This window comes from Thauera carbonicopians (genome assembly GCF_025699485.1).
Taxonomy (GTDB): Bacteria; Pseudomonadota; Gammaproteobacteria; order Burkholderiales; family Rhodocyclaceae; genus Thauera.
Map to the genome: position 1 here is coordinate 17,305 of NZ_JANUXN010000013.1, position 20,350 is coordinate 37,654.

The 20,350-nt window shown below is 67.9% G+C and carries 12 protein-coding genes and 1 riboswitch; of the genes, 10 read left to right on the forward strand and 2 right to left on the reverse strand.

Features of this window, described 5'->3' with window-relative positions; all coding sequences use genetic code 11:
- Window positions 1–29: 29 nt before the first annotated feature.
- The 9 genes from rnr to NX068_RS15200 all read left to right on the forward strand — a co-directional run bounded on the left by rnr (window position 30) and on the right by NX068_RS15200 (window position 14,539).
- A complete protein-coding gene (gene rnr, locus NX068_RS15160; RefSeq protein WP_263462091.1) occupies window positions 30–3,251 on the forward strand; it encodes a ribonuclease R in 3,222 nt (1,073 codons plus the stop codon).
- Window positions 3,244–4,008 carry a 23S rRNA (guanosine(2251)-2'-O)-methyltransferase RlmB gene (gene rlmB / locus NX068_RS15165; protein WP_263462092.1) on the forward strand — a complete coding sequence of 255 codons (765 nt, stop codon included), beginning with the start codon at window positions 3,244–3,246 and terminating at the stop codon, window positions 4,006–4,008. Before rnr ends, rlmB begins: the two co-directional genes overlap by 8 nt.
- A 195-nt stretch (window positions 4,009–4,203) precedes the next feature.
- A riboswitch (cobalamin riboswitch) is annotated at window positions 4,204–4,391 on the forward strand.
- Window positions 4,392–4,442: 51 nt separating this feature from the next.
- Window positions 4,443–5,177 (forward strand): 5,6-dimethylbenzimidazole synthase, encoded by a 735-nt coding sequence (gene bluB, locus NX068_RS15170; RefSeq protein WP_263462093.1) that lies wholly within the window; start codon window positions 4,443–4,445, stop codon window positions 5,175–5,177.
- Window positions 5,178–5,316: 139 nt separating this feature from the next.
- Window positions 5,317–6,609 (forward strand): nitrate regulatory protein, encoded by a 1,293-nt coding sequence (locus NX068_RS15175; RefSeq protein WP_263462094.1) that lies wholly within the window; start codon window positions 5,317–5,319, stop codon window positions 6,607–6,609.
- A 297-nt stretch (window positions 6,610–6,906) separates the two neighbouring features.
- Window positions 6,907–8,166, forward strand: coding sequence for a CmpA/NrtA family ABC transporter substrate-binding protein (locus NX068_RS15180; protein ID WP_263462095.1), 1,260 nt, complete (start codon window positions 6,907–6,909; stop codon window positions 8,164–8,166).
- 16 nt (window positions 8,167–8,182) lie between these two features.
- Window positions 8,183–9,169 carry a nitrate ABC transporter permease gene (gene ntrB, locus NX068_RS15185; RefSeq protein ID WP_263462096.1) on the forward strand — a complete coding sequence of 329 codons (987 nt, stop codon included), beginning with the start codon at window positions 8,183–8,185 and terminating at the stop codon, window positions 9,167–9,169.
- Window positions 9,170–9,180: 11 nt separating this feature from the next.
- Window positions 9,181–9,975 carry an ABC transporter ATP-binding protein gene (locus NX068_RS15190; protein ID WP_263462097.1) on the forward strand — a complete coding sequence of 265 codons (795 nt, stop codon included), beginning with the start codon at window positions 9,181–9,183 and terminating at the stop codon, window positions 9,973–9,975.
- Window positions 9,976–10,059: 84 nt separating this feature from the next.
- Window positions 10,060–10,227, forward strand: a complete 168-nt coding sequence (locus tag NX068_RS15195; RefSeq protein ID WP_263462098.1) for a hypothetical protein — start codon at window positions 10,060–10,062, stop codon at window positions 10,225–10,227.
- Window positions 10,228–10,237: 10 nt separating this feature from the next.
- The gene (locus NX068_RS15200; RefSeq protein ID WP_263462099.1) at window positions 10,238–14,539 is read left to right on the forward strand and encodes a bifunctional nitrate reductase/sulfite reductase flavoprotein subunit alpha; all 4,302 of its coding nucleotides are present in this window, start codon (window positions 10,238–10,240) and stop codon (window positions 14,537–14,539) included.
- A 69-nt stretch (window positions 14,540–14,608) separates the two neighbouring features.
- Here the strand turns inward: NX068_RS15200 and NX068_RS15205 are convergent, their stop codons facing one another.
- Both NX068_RS15205 and NX068_RS15210 read right to left on the reverse strand, forming a co-directional pair.
- Window positions 14,609–17,365 carry a bifunctional diguanylate cyclase/phosphodiesterase gene (locus NX068_RS15205; protein WP_263462100.1) on the reverse strand — a complete coding sequence of 919 codons (2,757 nt, stop codon included), beginning with the start codon at window positions 17,363–17,365 and terminating at the stop codon, window positions 14,609–14,611.
- A gap of 162 nt (window positions 17,366–17,527) precedes the next feature.
- Entirely contained in the window at window positions 17,528–18,352 is an 825-nt protein-coding gene (locus tag NX068_RS15210; protein ID WP_263462101.1) for an NADPH-dependent oxidoreductase, read from the reverse strand.
- 267 nt (window positions 18,353–18,619) lie between these two features.
- Between NX068_RS15210 and NX068_RS15215 the strand changes: the two genes are divergently transcribed.
- Window positions 18,620–20,308, forward strand: a complete 1,689-nt coding sequence (locus NX068_RS15215) for an AMP-binding protein (protein ID WP_263462102.1) — start codon at window positions 18,620–18,622, stop codon at window positions 20,306–20,308.
- Window positions 20,309–20,350: the final 42 nt, after the last annotated feature.

A 20,350-nucleotide genomic window follows, 5' to 3' on the forward strand; every position in this document is an offset into this window, starting at 1 on the left:
GCATTATAAGCACTCGAAGAAAACTGTCAATGACTCGCAGAACAAAAAACACCACCACAAGAAACACTCAAACACGTGCCAATACCCCGGCAGGTTCGCGTTCCCGCAACACCACGGCCCAGGGGGCTGCGGCCGGCAGGCCGCAAGCAGGCGGCCGTGCTGCCGCACCGACGGCCGGCCGCAGCCGTGCCGCGCGCAAGGGCGCAGCCCGGCAGAACGCTGCCCGGCAGAGCGCCATCCGCCTGGCGGATCCTTTCCATGAGCGCGAAGCGCAGAAATACGAACAACCGCTGCCCAGCCGCGAATACGTGCTGCAGGTGCTGGCCGAGCGCGGCGTGCCGATGCCTTTCGACGAACTGGCGACTGCGCTCGACATCCAGGCCTTCGAGCGCGAGCACTTCGACCGCCGCCTGCGTGCGATGGAGCGCGAAGGCCAGGTCGTGCGCAATCGCCGTGATGCCTATCTGCTGCCCGACAAGGCCGAGCTGATCAAGGGCCGCGTCGAAGGCCACCCCGACGGCTTCGGCTTCCTGCGCCGCGACGACGGCGGGCCGGATGTCTTCCTGGGCCCGAAGGAAATGCGCGAACTGCTGCACGGCGACCGCATCCTGGCGCGCATCGCCGGCCAGGACCGCCGCGGCCGCCCCGAAGGCCGGCTGGTCGAAGTGCTGGAGCGCGCCAACAGCCGCGTCGTCGGCCGCATCATCAACGAGCATGGCGTGATGATCGTGGTGCCCGAGAACCGCCGTCTGGCGCAGGACATCCTGATCGCACCCGGTGGGCGCAAGAAGCCGGAGCCGGGCCAGATCGTCACCGTCGAGCTGGTCGAGCAGCCGACCAAGTTTGCCCAGCCGATCGGCCGCATCGTCGAAGTGCTGGGCAATTACGCCGACCCCGGCATGGAGATCGAGATCGCGCTGCGCAAGCACGACCTGCCGTTCGAGTTCTCCGCCGAAGCCAAGGCGGAGACGCGCAAGCTGCCGGCCGCCGTGCGCAAGAAGGACTGGGCGGGCCGCGAGGACCTGACCAAACTGCCGCTGGTGACGATTGACGGCGAGACCGCCAAGGACTTCGACGACGCGGTGTATTGCGAACGCCAGGGCAAGGGCTATCGCCTGATCGTGGCGATCGCCGACGTGTCGCACTACGTCGAGGCCGGCAACGGGCTGGACAAGGACGCCTACGATCGCGGCAACTCGGTGTATTTCCCGCGGCGGGTGATCCCGATGCTGCCGGAAAAGCTGTCCAACGGGCTGTGCTCGCTGAACCCGGAAGTCGAGCGCCTGGCGATGGTGGCCGACATGAACATCACCGCCACCGGCGAGATCAAGACCTATCGCTTCTATCCGGCGGTGATCTGGTCGCATGCGCGCCTGACCTACACCCGGGTGGCGGCGGCGCTGTACGAGCAGGATGCGGCGGAACGCAAGGCGTTTGGCAAGCTGCTGCCGCATCTCGAGAACCTCGACCAGCTCTTCCGCGTGCTGCTGAAGGCACGTGCCAAGCGTGGTGCGATCGACTTCGAGACCACCGAGACGCGCATGATCTTCGACGATAACGGCAAGATCGCGCAGATCGTGCCCGAGGTGCGCAACGACGCCCACCGCCTGATCGAGGAATGCATGCTGGCGGCCAACGTCTGCGCCTCGGATTTCCTTGCCAAGCACGAACATCCGACGCTGTACCGCGTGCATGACTCGCCGTCCGAGGAGAAGCTGGCCAAGCTGCGCGAGTTCCTGAAGGAATTCGGCCTGGGCATCGGCGGTGGCGACGAGCCGCGCGCCGGCGATTACGCGGCGCTGCTCGCGCAGATCAAGGACCGCCCGGACGCCCAACTGCTGCAGACCGTGATGCTGCGCTCGCTGAAGCAGGCGATGTACAGCCCCGACAACGTCGGCCACTTCGGCCTGGCCTACGAGAGCTACACCCACTTCACTTCGCCGATCCGGCGCTATCCCGATCTGCTGGTCCATCGCGCGATCAAGGCGGTGCTGGCGGGCGGGCAGTACAAGCCTGGCGACTGGGAGCAGATCGGCCTGCACTGCTCGGCGACCGAGCGCCGTGCCGACGAGGCCACGCGCGACGTCGTCGCCTTCCTGAAGTGCTACTTCATGCAGGATCGCGTCGGCGAGACCTTCTCCGGCAGCGTGTCGGCGGTCGTGCCGTTCGGCCTGTTCGTCGCCCTCGACGACATCTTCATCGAAGGCCTGCTGCATGTCTCGGACCTCGGCAGCGACTACTTCCATTACGACGAGACCCGCCACGCAATGCTCGGCGAGCGCAGTGGCAAGCAGTTCCGCCTGTCCGACCGGGTCAAGGTGCAGCTGGTGCGCGTCGACATGGCGACCAACAAGATCGATTTCCGTCTGATCGAAGGTCCGCTGCCCGTCGAGAAACCCCAGCCTGCTGCCGTCGTTGCACCTGCCGAGGCCGTCGTGGCGGCTCCGGTTGCCGAGCCGGCGGCAGCCGATGCTGCGGCAGCCGACGCTGCAGCGGACGAAGTCGCGGCACCTGCGGAGAAGGTGAGACGCACCCGCACGCGCAAGGCGAAGCCCGTGGCCGAAGCTTCGGCAGCCGGCGCTGCGGCAGCCGAAGCTGCGCCGGCCGCTGCCGCACCGGCCGTTGCCGAGGCATCGCAGGCAGCCGAAACTTCTGCTGTGGCCGAAGTTGCTGCTGCGTCCGTGCCGAAGCCTGTTGCTGCACCGAGGCGGCGTTTGCGCGCCAGCGCCTCCGCTACCCCGAAAGCAGCGGCGTCTCCTGCAGCCGAGGCGGAGGCTCGCCCGGCACCGGCCAAGGCCGCCCGCGCCGGGGCCAGCGTGCTCGACGACATCCGGCAGAAGGCGGTCGACCAGGAGGTTGCGTCGATCGAGCTGGCTGCCGAAGAGGCATCGGCCGCCAAGGCGCGCAAGACTGCCGCCGGCAAGGATGGCAAGGCGGAGAAGAAGAAGGAGAAGGCCGGCAAGAAGGACAAGGACGCTGCGGACAAGGGCAAGAAAGCCAAGGCCGTGAAGGCGAAGGCCAAGGCCGGCAAGGCCAAATCGGCCGACAAGGCAGAGAAGAAGGCGAAGAAGGCCGGCAAGAAGGACAAAGCGGAAAAGGCCGGGAAAGCGAAACCGGCCAAGCCGGCGAAGGCTGCCAAAGCGGCCAGGGCCGTGCCCGCGGCCGCTGCCGAGCCGGTAGAATCGCGCGCCTCGAAACCGGCCGCGCGTTCTGGCGGCAAGACCTCCGCGAAGGAAAAACGCCGTGCCTAAGACGACCGCAAACACGAACGCCAGCGCCGCCAGCCGGCTGATCTACGGTTTCCATGCCGTGTCGGCCAAGCTGCGGCATGCGCCGGACTCGGTGCTGGAAGTCCATCTGTCGGCCGACCGCAAGGACGCACGGGTGAAGAAGTTCGTCGCCCAGGCCGAGGCCGCCGGCGTCCGCATGCTGTATTGCGAAGGCGACAAGCTCGATGCCATGGTCGGCACCCGCCGGCACCAGGGCGTGGTGGCGAAGGTCGATGCGACGCGGCGCGACATCAAGCTCGCCGACGTGCTCGACAGCCTGGAAGAGAACGCGCTGATCCTGGTGCTGGACGGCGTGCAGGATCCGCACAACCTCGGTGCCTGCCTGCGCGTCGCCGACGCGGCCGGTGCGCATGCGGTGGTCGCGCCCAAGGACCGCGCCGTCGGGCTCAACGCCACCGCGGTCAAGGTCGCCAGCGGTGCGGCCGACACCGTGCCCTACATTACCGTCACCAACCTGGCGCGCGCGCTGCGCGAGATGCAGGAGGCCGGCGTATGGGTGGTCGGTGCCGCCGGCGAGGCGGAGAAGTCGCTGTACGACATCGACCAGAAAGCGCCGGTGGCCTGGGTGCTGGGCGCCGAAGGCGACGGCCTGCGCCGGCTGACGCGCGAGACTTGCGACGAGCTGGCGCGGATTCCGATGCTCGGCAGCGTCGAGAGCCTGAACGTGTCGGTGGCGAGCGGCATCTGCCTGTTCGAGGCGCGCCGCCAGCGCGGATGAGCGGTGGCGGCCGCGGGAGTCTGCGCTGCGGGAAGGTGGAACGGGCTGCGCGGAGCCGAGGGCGAAACTCATCACCCCCGGCGTGTGCCGCCGTCGATGGGTTTCGCCACCTTCCACATCCGGCTCGCCGAGCGGTGGCGGCGTACCTTGCCGGCCGCAGCTTGCCAGCCGCAGCGCGATTCAATACGCTTCACGTCTTTCGAGCTTCGGGGTGCCCGCGCCTGCGCGGGAGAATCGGGAAAGCGGTGCAAATCCGCTGCGTGCCCAGCGCCGTGAAGGGGACCGTCCGGGCAAGGTTTGCCCAGCCACTGGCCTGCAAAGGCCGGGAAGGCGCCCGGACGGGATGATCCTCAGCCGGAAGACCGGCCCCGGAAGCGTTCAACAGCCGTCTGGTCGGCGCGCTGTCCACTGCTTCACGACAAGGGGACGACTCCGTGAGCAGCCATGCGCAAACCATCCAGACCGATCCATCCTTCAGCGCCGCCGAGCGCGCCGCCGTCTACCGCGCGATCCATACCCGGCGCGACGTGCGCGGGCAATTCCTGCCCGATCCCATTGCCGACGAGGTGCTGGCGCGCGTGCTGACCGCCGCCCATCACGCGCCTTCGGTCGGCTTCATGCAGCCCTGGGACTTCGTCATCGTGCGTTCGCGTCAGGTGCGCGAGCAGATCCATCGCGATTTCCTCGCCGCCCATGCCGAAGCCGAGCAGATGTTCGAGACCGGCAAGCGGGGCACGTATCGCAAGCTGAAGCTGGAAGGCATCCTTGAAGCACCGCTCAACCTGTGCGTCACCTGCGACCGCAGCCGCAACGGTCCGGTGGTGCTCGGCCGCACCCACATGCCGGAGATGGATATCTACAGCGCGGTCTGCGCGGTGCAGAACCTGTGGCTGGCGGCGCGTGCCGAAGGGCTGGGGGTGGGCTGGGTCAGCATCCTGCACCCGCAGGCGCTGCGCGAGACGCTCGGCATCCCGGACGGAATCGTGCCGATCGCCTATCTCTGCATCGGCCATGTCAGCCATTTCCATCAGCGCCCGGAGCTGGAGTCGGCCGGCTGGCTCAAGCGCATGCCGCTGACCGAGCTGCTGCATTTCGATCGCTGGCAGGGCGAGGCGGACGAAGCGGGCGAGCGTTTCGCCGACGCCGTCTCGCGCGTCATGCCGGCATAACCGGGCCACCATTCCGCTTTTTCGGCCTTCGCGCAGCCGCCGCTCGGTGCGGCGCACACAGGCTTGCACGGCAATTGCTTGTTGCCATGGCCACGGCCGTTCCGGCCGAGGCCATGGCAACGAGGGTTCCGGAGAGAGGATGAAAACGGCGCTCGCATTTCTGCTCGCAGCACGCCGCTGCGAAATCGACGATCTCGAACGGCTCGCGCTCAGCTGCGAACTGGTGCAGGCGGTCAGTGAACTCGTCCACCAGCTCCAGCGGGAACGCGGCGCTTCCAACGTCTTTCTCGGCTCGGAAGGCGTCCGCTTCGGCCCCCAGCGCGAAGCGCAACTGCTTGCCAGCCGGGCCGCGGAAGCCGAAGTCCGGAGCTGGCTCAAGCGCCCGGAATTGGGCGGCGGGAAGTCGGGCGGCGCGGTGCATGGCGGCTCGCGCCTGCTGACGCGCATCGCGCTTGCGCTGCATGCGCTGGATGCCTTGCCCGGGCTGCGCGGCGACATTGCCGCCCGGCGCTGCCGGCCCGATGTGTCGACCGCGCGCTACAGCGAGATCATCGCGGCCTTGCTCGCGCTGGTGTTCGAGGCTGCCGACGTGGCGGTCGATCCCGGGGTTTCGCGGCTGCTGGTCGCGCTGTTCAACCTGATGCAGGGCAAGGAGTTCGCCGGCCAGGAGCGCGCGCTGGGCGCGGCGCTGTTCGCCGCGGGCCATCCGGCGCCCGAGCGCGTGCAGTCCATCCTGCACCTGATCGATGCACAGGCGCAGTGCTTCCGGCGCTTCGAAGGTTTCTGCGGCGACGCGGTGCTGCGCCAGTGGCGGGCGCTGCAGTCCGTCATGCCGCTGGCCGAGCTCGAGCGCCTGCGCCGGATACTGCTGGCGTCGACGCTGGGTTCGGCGCTCGATCCCGCGCTGGCCGAGGCCTGGTTCGACTGCTGCTCGCAGCGCCTCGACCAGATGCACGAAGCCGAGGTGGCGCTCGCCCGCGGGCTGGGTGAATCCTGCGCGCAGCGGATCGCCTCGGCGCGGACCGAGGCGCAGGACCAGGCGGCCTTGCTGGAGGCCTTGTCCGCGGCACCGGAGATCCGGGCGCCGTTCGACATGCTGATCGGTACCGAGATGGCCGGGGAGGGGGCGCCGGCAGAGCCTGCCCAGGGCGATGAGCCCTTCGGTCCGCAACTGCGGCGTTCGATCGTCGATCTGCTCCATGCCCAGTCGCAGCGCCTGCAGGCGATGAGCGACGAACTCGACGCGGCGCGCGCGGCGCTGGACGAGCGCAAGCTGATCGAGCGCGCGAAAGGCCTGTTGATGTCCTGCCGCGGCCTTTCCGAGGACGAGGCCTACCGCCTGCTGCGCCAGACCGCGATGAGCCAGGGGCGGCGCCTGGCCGAGGTCGCCGCGGCGACGCTGGCGCTGGCCCCGGTGCTGGGCAGGCACTAGGGGGGACGGCGCACCAGGGATGTGCAGGCAGCCGTCGATGCTGCACTGCAGCAGTGCATCCGGCCTCGCCGCTTCGTCATGCAGCCAGCAGGCAAACCGATGAAATGCAAGGGAAACGAATCGATCCCGCGAGCTGGCACGCTTGCTGCATAAGGTGAGGCAAGGCTGGGCCAACGGCGGCCCGGCATTCGATCTTCCGACTCGAACACAGGACAACGGCGTCCATTCCTCTTCGCGCTGCGCGAAGTGAGGGATGGGCGCCTTTTCGTTTTTGCCATGCTTTTCAAGGAGCACATCATGAAGACGCTCAAGACCGGAACCACGGTGCTGTCGCGCCGCGGCTTCATCAAGGCGGGGGCCGCGGCCGGCACGGCCGCGCTGCTGCCGGGCCTGTTTCCCGGCGGCGCCTGGGCCGCCGGCTCCGATGCGCCGGAAAAGAAGGAGATCAAGGTCGGCTTCATCCCGCTGACCGACTGTGCCTCGGTGGTGATGGCGGCGGTGAAGAAGTTCGACGAGAAGTACGGCATCAGGATCGTGCCGAGCAAGGAAGCGAACTGGGCCTCGGTGCGCGACAAGCTGCTGTCGGGCGAGCTGGATGCCGCGCACGTGCTGTACGGCCTCGTTTATGGCGTGCATATGGGCGTCGGCGGGCCGAAGCGGGACATGGCGGTGCTGATGACGCTGAACAACAATGGCCAGGCCATCACGCTCGCATCCCAGCTGAAGGAAAAAGGCGTGGTCGATGGCGCATCGCTGAAGCAGGTGGTGGCGGCGAGTGCGCCCGGCACCTACACCTTCGCCCAGACCTTCCCGACCGGCACCCATGCGATGTGGCTGTACTACTGGCTGGCGGCGCACGACATCCATCCGTTCAAGGACGTCAAGAGCATCGTCGTGCCGCCGCCGCAGATGGTGGCCAACGCCCGCGTCGGCAACATGCACGGTTACTGCGTCGGCGAGCCCTGGAACCAGCGCGCGGTCATCGACGGCATCGGTTTCACCGCCGTCACCACCCAGGACATCTGGGCCGACCACCCGGAGAAGGTGCTCGGCACGAGCGCCGCCTGGGTGGACAAGCATCCCAACGCGGCGCGGGCGCTGACCGCCGCGGTGCTCGACGCTTCGCGCTGGATCGACGCCTCGGAGGCCAACCGCAAGGAGACGGCCAAGGTCATCGCCGCGCGCTCCTACGTCAATACCGACGTCGACGTCATCGAAGGCCGGATTCTCGGCCAATACGACAACGGCCTCGGCCGCAAGTGGCAAGACGCCAACGCGATGAAGTTCTTCCGCGACGGCGCCGCGACTTTCCCCTGGCTCTCCGACGGCATGTGGTTCCTGACCCAGCACCGGCGCTGGGGCCTGCTCGGCAGCGACGTCGATTACCTGGCGGCCGCCCGCGCGATCAATCGCCTCGACATCTACCGCCAGGCGGCGACGGCGGCCGGCGTCGCCCTGCCCGCGGGCGAGATGCGCAGCAGCACGCTGATCGACGGCGTGGTGTGGGACGGCACGGAGCCGGCGAAGTATGCCGGCAGCTTCAAGCTCAAGGCCTGAACCGGAGGACGGAATCATGACTGCAGCAATGATCGCGGCGCGGCCGGGAAACATGGCCGGAACCGACGCCACCGAAGCCGATGCCGGCAGGACGGCGGTGTCGATCGACGAGACAGGGAATGAGCTGCCGGCGACGGCGAGCGCAAGCAAGGTGGCAGACGGCGTGAAGGAAAAGGCGGAAAAAAGCCTCAGCCTGCCGGCCGAACCGCTGGCCGGCCGGATCGGAGAGTGGGCCAGAGCCTTGCTTGGCATCGTGCTGCCGCCGCTGGCCGGGCTGGCGCTGCTGATCGGCATCTGGCATCTCGCCACCTTCGGCGGTGGCGGCATTCCCGGCCCGGGCCAGACCTGGGATGCGGCGGTGGCGCTGTTCTCCGACCCCTTCTACGTCGACGGGCCGAACGACCAGGGCATCGGCTGGAACGTGCTCGCCTCGCTCGAACGTGTCGGCATCGGCTTCGGCATCGCCGCGCTGGTCGGCATTCCGGCGGGCTTCCTGCTCGGCCGCTTCGCGCTGCTGTCGCAGATGCTGAACCCGATCATCAGCCTGCTGCGGCCGGTGTCGCCGCTGGCCTGGCTGCCGATCGGCCTGCTGGTGTTCCAGCGTGCCGATCCGGCGGCGACCTGGACCATCTTCATCTGCTCGATCTGGCCGATGATCCTCAACACCGCCCAGGGCGTCACCCGCGTGCCGCAGGACTATCTCAACGTCGCCCGCGTGCTGAACCTGTCGGAATGGAAAGTCTTCACCAGGATCCTGTTCCCGGCGGTGCTGCCCTACATGCTCACCGGCATCCGCCTGTCGATCGGCACTGCCTGGCTGGTCATCGTCGCCGCCGAGATGCTCACCGGCGGCGTCGGCATCGGCTTCTGGGTGTGGGACGAATGGAACAACCTGAAGGTGGAGCACATCATTATCGCGATCTTCGTCATCGGCATCGTCGGCCTGATCCTCGAGCAGATGCTGATGCTGGTCGCCCGCCGTTTCAGTTACGAGAACCGTTGAGGAGACCCATCATGACGAAGAAAATCGTTCAGATCGAGAATGTCGGCCAGAGCTTCGACACCAAGAAAGGCAGGTTCGTCGCCTTGCGCGACATCGATCTCGACATCCACGAAGGCGAGAGCATCGCGCTGATCGGCCATTCCGGCTGCGGCAAGTCGACGCTGCTGAACCTGATCGCCGGCCTGACCCGGCCGAGCAGCGGGGTGATGCTGTGCGGTGGGCGCGAGATCGCCGGCCCGGGGCCGGAGCGTGCGGTGGTGTTCCAGAACCACTCGCTGCTGCCCTGGCTGACCTGCTTCGACAACGTCTATCTCGCCGTCGAGCGGGTGTTCGCGGCGAAGGAGGGCAAGGCCAGCCTGAAGCAGCGCACTCACGAGGCGCTCGAGCTGGTCGGCCTGGCCCATGCCGAGACCAAGTTCCCGCACGAGATCTCGGGCGGCATGAAGCAGCGCGTCGGCATCGCCCGCGCGCTGTCGATGCAGCCGCGCATCCTGCTGATGGACGAGCCTTTCGGCGCCCTCGACGCGCTGACCCGGGCCAACCTGCAGGACGAACTGATGAAGATCCTCGCCGCCACCAAGGCCACGATGGTGATGGTGACCCACGACGTCGATGAGGCGGTGCTGCTGTCGGATCGCGTGGTGATGCTGACCAACGGCCCGGCGGCGACCATCGGCGAGATCCTCGAGGTCGGCATCGAGCGGCCGCGCGACCGGCTGGCGCTGGCGCATGACGCCCAGTTCGGCGAATGCCGGGCGGCGATCATGGAATTCCTCTACCACAAGCAGTTGAAGCGCGCCGCCTAGGCGCCGGAGGCGGCCACGGCTCGTACGGCTGCCGCGACGCGGCAGGCCGCAGCGCCAAGTGGCCGCAGCCCGAAGGAGAAGCTCATGCATCAGCAAGGATTCGCGGCGATCGGCAACGGCCCGTCCGGGCTGGAATGTGCCAAGGCGGTGTGCATCATGGTGCGCGATGGCGGCTGCATCGAGAACCAGGACACCTCGCTCGCTGCCTGCGCCGTCGAACGGCGCGGCAGCACGCTGCGGGTCGAAGCCTGAGCACGCAACCATGACGCCGGCAGCCAGCGTGGTGAAGTCCGTCTGCCCCTACTGCGGCGTGGGCTGCGGCCTGCGCATGGAGGTGGCGGACGGCCGGGTGGTGAAGGTCAGCGGCGACAAGTCGCACCCGAGCAATTTCGGCCGCCTGTGTACCAAGGGCAGCACCTGTGCCCAGGTGATCGACGACCCGGGCCGGCTGACCCACGCCTACCTGCGCAGCCGGCGTGAACAGGATCCGGTGCCGGCCGCGATCGACCATGCCATCGCCGAAACCGCCGGACGTCTGCGCCGCATCCTGGAGCGCGACGGCCCGGACGCCATCGCCCTCTACGTCTCCGGCCAGATGTCGCTGGAAGCGCAGTATCTCGCCAACAAACTCGCCAAGGGCTGGATCGGCACCCGCAACATCGAGTCGAATTCGCGCCTGTGCATGGCCGGCGCCGGCAGCGGCTACAAGCTCTCGCTGGGTTCGGACGGCCCGCCCGGCTCCTATCAGGATTTCGACCGCGCCGAGCTGTTCTTCGTCATCGGCGCCAACATGGCCGACTGCCATCCGATCCTGTTCCTGCGCATGATGGACAGGGTCAAGGCCGGCGCGCGGCTGATCGTCGTCGATCCGCGGCGCAGCGCCACGGCGGAGAAGGCCGACCTGTTCCTGCAGATCCGGCCGGGCACCGACCTGGCCCTGTTGAACGGCCTGCTGCACCTGCTCGTCGCCAATGGCCGTGTCGACGAAGCCTTCATTACCGAATTCACCGAGGGCTGGGAGGCGATGCCCGGCTTTCTCACCGACTATCCGCCGGCGACCGTCGCCCGCATCACCGGGCTTGCCGAGGACGACATCCGCAAGGCCGCCGACTGGATCGGCCAGGCGCCGGAGTGGATGAGCTGCTGGACCATGGGCCTGAACCAGAGCACGCGCGGCACCTGGCACACCAATGCCCTCTGCAACCTGCACCTGGCCACCGGCGCGATCTGCCGCCCGGGGAGCGGGCCGTTCTCGCTGACCGGCCAGCCCAATGCGATGGGCGGACGCGAGATGGGCTACATGGGGCCGGGCCTGCCGGGCCAGCGCTCGGCGCTGTCGGCGCCCGACCGCGCTTTCGTCGAGCAGACGTGGGGTTTGCCGGCCGGCACGCTGCGCGCGGAAGCGGGCGGCGGCACGGTGGCGATGTTCGAGGACATGGCTGCCGGCCGGATCAAGGCCTGCTGGATCATCTGCACCAACCCGGTGGCGACCGTGCCCGACCGCGGCAAGGTGATCGCCGGCCTGCAGGCGGCCGAACTGGTGATCACCCAGGACGCCTTCCTCGACACCGAGACCAACCGCTACGCCGACATCCTGCTGCCGGGTGCGCTGTGGGCCGAAGCCGATGGCGTGATGATCAACTCCGAACGCAACATGACGCTGGCGCAGCAGGCCGTGGCGCCGCCCGGCGAGGCGCTGCCGGACTGGCAGATCATCGCCCGCGTGGCCTGTGCGATGGGCTACGGCGACGGCTTCGGCTACGTCTCGGCGGCCGAAGTGTTCGAGGAGATCAAAGGCTTCTGGAACCCCAAGACGGGCTACGACATCCGCGGCGCCAGCCACGAACGCTTGCGCCAGGGCCCGCTGCAATGGCCTTGCCCGCCGGGCGACGAGCAGGACCGCCATCCGCTGCGCTACCTCAATGACGGCGTGAGCCAGGCGCTGAGGTTGGCACCGGACGGGCGGCCGCCGCGGCTGGCTTTCGCCACCGACAGCGGCAGGGCCGTCTTCTTCGCCCGGCCCTGGCTGCCGCCTGCCGAGCTGCCGGACGAGGATTTTCCCTTCGTCCTCAACACCGGCCGCCTGCAGCACCAGTGGCACACGCTGACCAAGACCGGCAGGATCGCCACGCTCAACAAGCTCAACCCCGGCCCCTTCGTCGAGCTTCATCCCGAGGACGCGAAGCGGCTCGGCATCGCGGCCGGAGACCGGGTGGAAGTGCGTTCGCGCCGCGGCTGCGCCGTGCTGCCGGCCAGCATCTCCGAGCGGGTGCGTGTGGGCAATTGCTTCGCTCCTTTCCATTGGAACGACGTGTTCGGCGACAGGCTGGCGATCAACGCGCTGACCAGCGATGCGGTGGATGAGGTGTCGCTGCAGCCCGAGCTCAAGTTCTGTGCCGTTTCGCTGCTGCGCGTGACGAGGGAAGCAGCGGCAGAACCGAAGGCCGGCGCTGCCGGCCGCCGGCGCGAGACCCGGGCCATGCCGCAGGCAGCACCTGCAACCATGCTTGCGGGCGCGGCTGCGCCCGGGCAAGCCATCGAGGAACTGGACATGCAGCACATCGACGCCCTGGCCGGGCTGCTCGGCCTCGACGGCGCTCCTCCGCCCACCCTGGAGGCCCATGAGCGCTTGTATCTGCAAGGCTATCTCGCGGCGCTGCGTACCGAGGCCGCGCGCAGCGGCGGCGGCGTGCCGGTACTGCCGCCCAGCGCTCCACTGGAAGCATCGAAGCGCCTGTTTCTCGACGGCATGCTGGCCGGGCTCTTCGCCCGCAGCCGGATCGGCGAGGCTTTGCCGGCGCCGGTGGCCGCGGGCGACGGTGCCGGCGATATTGCTGCACCTCAACCGGCGCTGATCCTGTGGGCATCGCAGACCGGCAATGCCGAGGCCTGGGCGGCGCGTTGCGCCGGGCGCCTGGAGCAGGCAGGCCACGCCGTCACCGTGCTCGGCATGGATGCCGTCGGTCCGGACCGGCTGGCTGCAGCGCCGCGTGTGCTGCTGCTGGCCAGCACCTTCGGCGACGGCGATCCGCCCGACAACGGCAGCAGCTTGTGGGAGAAGCTGCAGGCCGATGCCGTACCCCGGCTCGATGGCACCGCCTTCGCCGTGCTCGCATTCGGCGACTCCAGCTACGACCAGTTCTGCGGCTTCGGCCGCAAGCTCGATGCCCGCCTGGAGGCGCTCGGCGGGCGCCGGCTGCTGCCGCGCGTCGACTGCGAGCCGGACGACGAAGACAAGGCAAGGGCCTGGCTGGAAGCTGTCGTCGAGGCCTGGGCCGAGGTGGCTGAGCCGGCTGCCTTGCCGGTAGCCGAACCTGCTGCTGCATTCGCCGGAGCGGCGGATGCCGGCGAGTCGGCGCCGTTGCCGGCTGTGCCCCAGCCGGCAGCCGCACCGGCTCCGCAGACGGGTCGCACCGCGTCGGATCGTGCCGCGCCCGGCCTGTCGCGGCCCGGCCGGGCCTCACCGCAGCCCGTCCGCCTGAAGCTCGACCGCCTGCTCAGCGGCGCCGGTGCGGGCAAGGAGGTGCGGCAGTTCGTGTTCGATCTGTCCGGCACCGGCCTGCGCTATGAGGCCGGCGACGCGCTGGGTGTGTGGCCGGGCAACTGTCCGGAATTGGTGGCGGAACTGCTGGCTGTTCTGAATCTGCCCGCGTCGGCCCTGGTGAGCGTCGATGGCCGTGGTGAGATGGCGCTGGCCGACGCGCTGGTGCGCCACTTCGACATCACGCGCATCACGCCGGATCTGCTGCGCTTCGTCTGCGAGCGCTCGGCCAGCGCGGAGCTCGCCCGCCTGCTCGGCGACGATCGCCGGGAGGCGCTGAAGGCGTGGCTGTGGGGCCGGCAGATCGTCGATCTGCTGCTGCAGTTCCCGATCGAGGTCGGGGCCGGCGAATGGCTGTCGCTGCTGAAGCGGCTGCAGCCGCGGCTTTATTCGATTTCGTCCAGCTCCAAGGCCTGCCCCGACGAGGTGCATCTGACGGTCTCGACCGTGCGCTACGCCTGCGAGGGCCGGCCGCGCGGCGGCGTGTGCTCGACCTTCCTCGCCGACCGTGCGCAGCACGCCGAGGTGCCGGTCTTCGTGCAGCGCTCGGCCCATTTCCGCCCGCCTCAGGATCCCGCCGCGCCGATGATCATGGTCGGCCCCGGCACCGGCATCGCGCCCTTCCGCGCCTTCCTGCAGGAGCGCCGCGCCACCGGCGCCGGCGGGCGCAACTGGCTGTTGTTCGGCGAGCGGCATGCAGCCACCGATTTCTACTACCGCGACGAACTGGAAGGCATGCTGCGCGGCGGCAGCCTGCATCGGCTCGACACCGCCTTCTCGCGCGACCAGGCGGAAAAGGTCTACGTCCAGCAGCGCATGATCGAACACGGTGCCCAGCTATGGGCATGGCTGCAGGAGGGCGCCCATTTCTACGTCTGCGGCGATGCGGCACGCATGGCGCGCGACGTCGATGCGGCGCTGAAACAGGTGGTGGCCACCCACGGCGGCATGAGCGCCGAGCGTGCCGCCGAATGGGTGGCGGCGCTGGGCCGCGACCGGCGCTACCTGCGGGATGTGTATTGAGCGCCGCCGGCGCGGACCGTGCGATCCATCATGCCGCCCGTTGCGCCCGGGCCGCGGTGCAGGCCGCGCTCACACCATCGCCAGGAAATCCTGCCATTCCTCGATCGGCAGGGGCTTGCCGAACAGGTAACCCTGGAAGAATTCGCAGCCGTGAAGGCGCAGGAACTCGCGCTGGATCGGCGTCTCGACGCCTTCGGCAACCACTTCCAGGCTCAGGGCGTGGCTCATCGACAGGATGGCGAGCACGATGGTCTCGCTGCCTTCGTCCTCTGCCATGTCGCGGATGAAGGAGCGGTCGATCTTCAACTGGGCGAAGGGCAGGCGCTTGAGGTAGGACAGCGAGGAATAGCCGGTGCCGAAGTCGTCCAGCGCGAACTGGATGCCGAATTCGCGCAACTGGTTCATGCGGGTGATGCTCTGGTCGAGATCGTCGAGAATCGCGCTTTCGGTCAGTTCGAGCTTCAGCCGGGACGGGTCGGCACCCGCTCTCTCGATCGCGTTGCGTACGAGGCTGACGAAATCCGCTTGGCGGAACTGCCGTGCGCTGACATTGACCGCGATCGACAGGTGGCGGGTCGTCGCCGACTGCTGCCACTGTGCGAGTTGCGCGCAGGCGGTGTCGAGCACCCACTGTCCGATCTGCACGATCAGCCCGGTGTCCTCGGCGAGCGGAATGAACTCGGCCGGCGAGATGGTCGTTCCGTCCGGGCCGGACCAGCGGATCAGGGCTTCGGCGCCGGCGGGCCGGCCCTGGCGATCGACCTGGGGCTGGTAGAGCAGGTGGAAACCGCCGTTGTCGAGCGCCGCGCGCAAGCCGATCTCCATGCGCGTGTGTGCATCGACCACGGCCTGCATCGCCGGGTTGAAGAAGCGGATGGCGTTGCGGCCGTCCTCCTTTGCCGAGTAGAGCGCGACTTCGGCCTGCTTCAGCAGTGTTTCGGGTGAGGAGGCGTGGCCGCGGAAGAGGCTGATGCCGACGCTCAGCGTCGCGTAGTAGGGGCCTTTCTGCGCGCCACCCAACTGGTAGGGGATGTCCAGTTCCTTGTGCAGCTTCTTGGCGATCAGCTCGGCACGGGCAATGGCATCGGCTTCGCCGGCGCCGATGTTCTCGATGATGATTGCGAAATCGTCGTCGCCGTGGCGGGCGACGGTGTCGTCCTCGCGCACGGCTGCCTGCAGCCGCTCGCTGAGCTCCTTCAACAACTGGTCGCCGCTGCTGTGGCCGAGGGAATCGTTGAGCTTGCGAAAGCGGTCGATGTCCAGCAACAGCAGCATGCCCCAGACTTCGTTGCGGCTACTGACGCGGATCGCCTGCTCGAGGCGGTCGCGCAGCAGGGCGCGATTGGGCAGCCCGGTCAGCGCATCGTAATAGGCGAGGCGATGCAGCAGGGCTTCGGACTGCTTGCGCTGGGTGATGTCTTCCTTGACCGCGACGTAGTGCGTGATCGTGCCGTCGGCCTGCTTGATCGGCGCGATCGTGGCCAGCTCAAGATAGCCTGAACCGTCCTTGCGGGAGTTGTGGAATTCGCCGCGCCAGACTTCGCCGCGGGTCAGCGTGTCCCACAGCTCCGTGTAGGTTTCCCCCGGTGTTCTGCCGGTGTTCAGGATGCGCGGATTGCGGCCGATGATTTCCTCGCGGCTGTAGCCGGTGATGCGCAGGAAGGCGTCGTTGACGTATTCGATACGGGCGTTGGTGTCGGTGATGACGACGCACTCCGGGCTTTGTTCGATGGCCATCGACAGCCGGCGCAGCTCGGCGTCGCGCCGCTGGATTTCCGCAGCCATGTGGTCGATGCCGGCGCTGACCTCGTCCAGCTCCTCGACTTTCGCACCGTGGCCGACACGGGTGTCCAGTTCGCCGGCGGCAATCCGTGCCACCGCGTTGCGGATGCGCGAGGTCCATACCTCGATCGACTGATAGATGTACAGGCGGGCCATCAGCGCCGACAGCAGGGCGACGGCGGCGAAGATCGCCAGGTGGATCTGGAAGCGCCGGTCGACTGCGCTGAGCGAGCGTTCGAGCGGGGCGCCGATCGCGATGAGATCGTTCGCCGAGGTGAAGCCGGGAGAGGTGACGCCGTACAGCCGCCGTTTGCCGTCGGGGCCGGTCAGTTCGGCGACGCCGCCTGCCGTCGCCAGTGTGTGACGCAGTTGCGTCAGCTCATCCGCCGTGAGGACATGGTTCTGCCACTGCTCGGGGTTGGGATAGTGAGCCAGGATATGGCCGCGCTGGTCGACCATGCTGGCTTCCCAGCCCGGTGGCAGCTTGAAGTCCTCAATCAGGCTGTTGAGCCAGTTTAGTGACAGCGTCGCGAATACGAGGCCATTCGTCTTCCCTTCGGGGCCGCGCAGCGGATAGCCGAACGTGAGTACGGGCTTGTTCGAGATGCGGCCGATGTAGGACTCGCCGTGGGAGACGCCGTTGCCGTTGAGGGTGGCCTGGAACCAGGCACGGTCGGCGATGTTCACGTTCTTGCGTCCGGGCAGCGCGCTGCAGAAGATCTGACCGTCCGAGCGGGCCGCACCGATGTTCATGACGTCTTCCATCGATGCAAGCACGCGCTGGGCGATATCTTCGCAGGCGGTGCTGTCGAGCGAGCGCAAGTCGTTCGAACGGGCGATCAACCGCAGTGCGAGGCCCACGTTCTGGTGAGCCTTGTCCGCCTCCCTGCGGGCGGCGGACAGATACTGATAAATTTCCTCGTGCGCGCGCTCGATGGTTTGCGTGCGCTGCTGGTGGTAGTCCACCAGCACGAACACCAGCACTGGTGCCAGGGCGAGGCCGATCGTCAGCCACAGCCGCAGGCGCAGCGAATTGCGGATCATCTTGCCTCTTGGGAAACGTTGGTCGGCAGGCCGGAGGGGGCCGTCGCGGATGTGCGCAATATACCCCAAAATGGGTAATCCTGTCTTGCCGGGACTACCCTGCGCTGTCGAGTGCGTCACGGTCTGCGGGCACTCGCTGTGGCTGCCTCCCGCCCCGTATCCCTACTTGAGCTGGAAGCCGCGTGCACGCAGCGCCTCGACCAGGCGGTCGCGGCCGGACAGGGTCTGCGGGCCGGCGATGCGCTTGGCCGAATGCACGGCCCAGGTGCCGCGCACGTTCATGCGCTGTTCGTCGTAGAAGCGGGCCATCGCGGCGTTGTAGGCTTCGATGCCGCCGTCCTGTGCTGCCAGCGAGTATTTTTCGTGGTGCAGCACAACCGGTTGCGGCGGCCGCGGCTTGACTGCCGCGTGATGCGCCGGGTCGGGGTGGCCGACGCACATGCCGAATACCGCGACCACGCGCTGGGGCAGCGCCAGCAACTCCGCGACCTTCTCGGGCTGGTTGCGCATGCCGCCGATATAGACCGTGCCGAGCCCCAGCGACTCGGCCGCGGCGGCGGCGTTCTGTGCCGCGAGTGCGGCATCGATGACGCCGACGAGGAACATCTCGGTGTAGTCGAGCGCTTCGGCCGGGCGTTCGGTGACTTCGGCAATGTGGGCAAGGCGGGCGAGGTCGGCGAGCCATACCAGCTGCAGCGGCGCGTCCCTGACGTGGGCCTGGCCGCCGGCGTATTCGGCCAGGGCTGCGCGCGTGGCCGGGTCGCGCACGGCGATGACGCTCCAGGCCTGCAGGTTGGACGAACTGGCCGCCGACTGCGCGGCGGCGATGATGGCGGTCAGCATGTCGTCGCCGACGGGGTCGGGCAGGTAGCCGCGCACCGAGCGGTGGTCGAGAAGCTGTTCGATCAGCGGGGTGCAAGCCATCTCGAGGGGAACGCTCGCGTCGTTGCCATAGCGGGCGTGAAGGCGTTGCTGGACGTGGGGCATCTTTACTCCGGTCGTTGTCGCTATAGGCCGCAAGTATGGCGCCGCGGCGGCGCTTCGGCGAGCCGTCCGGCAGGCCTCTTCGACAAGCCATTCGGCAAGCCTCTTCGGAAGTGCAGGGAAAGGATGCTGTCCGCCGCGTCCCCGATCTGCGCTGTTGTTTGATTTCAGGTTTGTATTACGTTAACGTCAACGTAATAAACAATAAGCGCAGACATGCAGGCGCATGACTGCCGACAGCTTTCGACGACAACCAGGAGGAGAAGCACCATGAGTGCTGCTGAATTCATCGCCGCGCGCGATTTCCTGCTGCAACACCGCAGCGACTACGCCACCGCCTACGCCGGCTTCAAGTGGCCGAAGCTGACTGAGTTCAACTGGGCGCTGGACTACTTCGATGCGCTCGCCCGGGGCAACGACGATCCGGCGCTGTGGATCGTCGAGGAGGACGGCCGCGAGTCGAAGCTGAGCTTCGCCGAGATGTCGGCGCGTTCGAACCGCGTCGCCAACTGGCTGCGCAGACAGGGCGTCGAACGTGGCGACCGCATCCTGATCATGCTCGGCAACGAAGTGCCGCTGTGGGAAACCATGCTGGCGGCGATCAAGCTCGGCGCGGTGGTGATTCCCGCCACCACGCTGCTGACGCCGGACGATCTGGTCGATCGGCTGGAGCGCGGCCGGGTCAGGCACGTGGTCATCGGCTCGGCCCATACCGACAAGTTCGAGAAGCTGCCGGGCGCGTTCACCCGCATCGCCGTGGGCGGCGCGCCGGCCGGCTGGAAGGCCTTCGAGGACGCCGCCGCCGAGTCCGAGCTCTTCACCCCGGAGGGTGTCACCCGCGCGGACGACCCGCTGCTGCTGTACTTCACCTCGGGCACCACGTCCAAGCCCAAGCTGGTGCTGCACACCCACCAGTCCTACCCGGTCGGCCACCTGTCGACGATGTACTGGATCGGCCTGAAACCCAACGACCGCCACATGAACATCTCCTCGCCGGGCTGGGCCAAGCATGCCTGGAGCTGCTTCTTCGCCCCCTGGAACGCCGGGGCCTGCGTGTTCCTGTACAACTACGGCCGCTTCGACGCCCGGGCGCTGCTCGACGTGCTGGTGAAGTACGAAGTCTCCACGATGTGCGCACCGCCGACCGTGTGGCGCATGCTGATCCAGCAGGATCTCGCTGCGGTGAAAACCCGCCTGCGCGAGCTGATCGGTGCCGGCGAGCCGCTGAACCCCGAAGTCATCGAGCAGGTGAAGAAAGCCTGGGGCATCACCATCCGCGACGGCTACGGCCAGACCGAGACGACGGCGCAGATCGGCAATACGCCCGACCAGCCGCTCAAGCCCGGCTCGATGGGCAGGCCGCTGCCGGGCTACAGGATTGCGCTGCTCGACGCCGACGGCAATCCGGTCGACGAAGGCGAGATTTCGCTGGTGACGGGCGAGCACCGCCCGACCGGGCTGATGGTGGGTTATGCGGGCGACGAGGCCAAGACCGCCGAAGTGATGCGCGATGGCCACTACCGCACCGGCGACGTCGCCAGCATCGATGCCGATGGCTACATCACCTACGTTGGCCGTGCCGATGACGTGTTCAAGGCTTCCGACTACCGGATCAGCCCGTTCGAGTTGGAAAGCGTGCTGATCGAGCATCCGGCGGTGGCCGAGGCCGCGGTGGTGCCGAGCCCCGATCCGGTGCGCCTGGCGGTACCCAAGGCTTTCGTGATCCTGGTCGCCGGGCAGCAGCCGAGCAGGGAACTGGCGAAGGACATCTTCGCCTTCACCCGCGAACGGCTGGCACCGTACAAGCGCATCCGCCGCCTGTCCTTCGCCGACCTGCCCAAGACGATCTCGGGCAAGATCCGCCGTGTCGAATTGCGCAAGGCCGAAGAGGCCCGCGCTCAGGAGGCCCGCGGCGAACTCGAGTTCTTCGAGGAGGATTTCCCCGAGCTCAAAGGCTGAGCCTCGTGCCCCACATGGCCGGCATGCTGCTACAATGCCGGC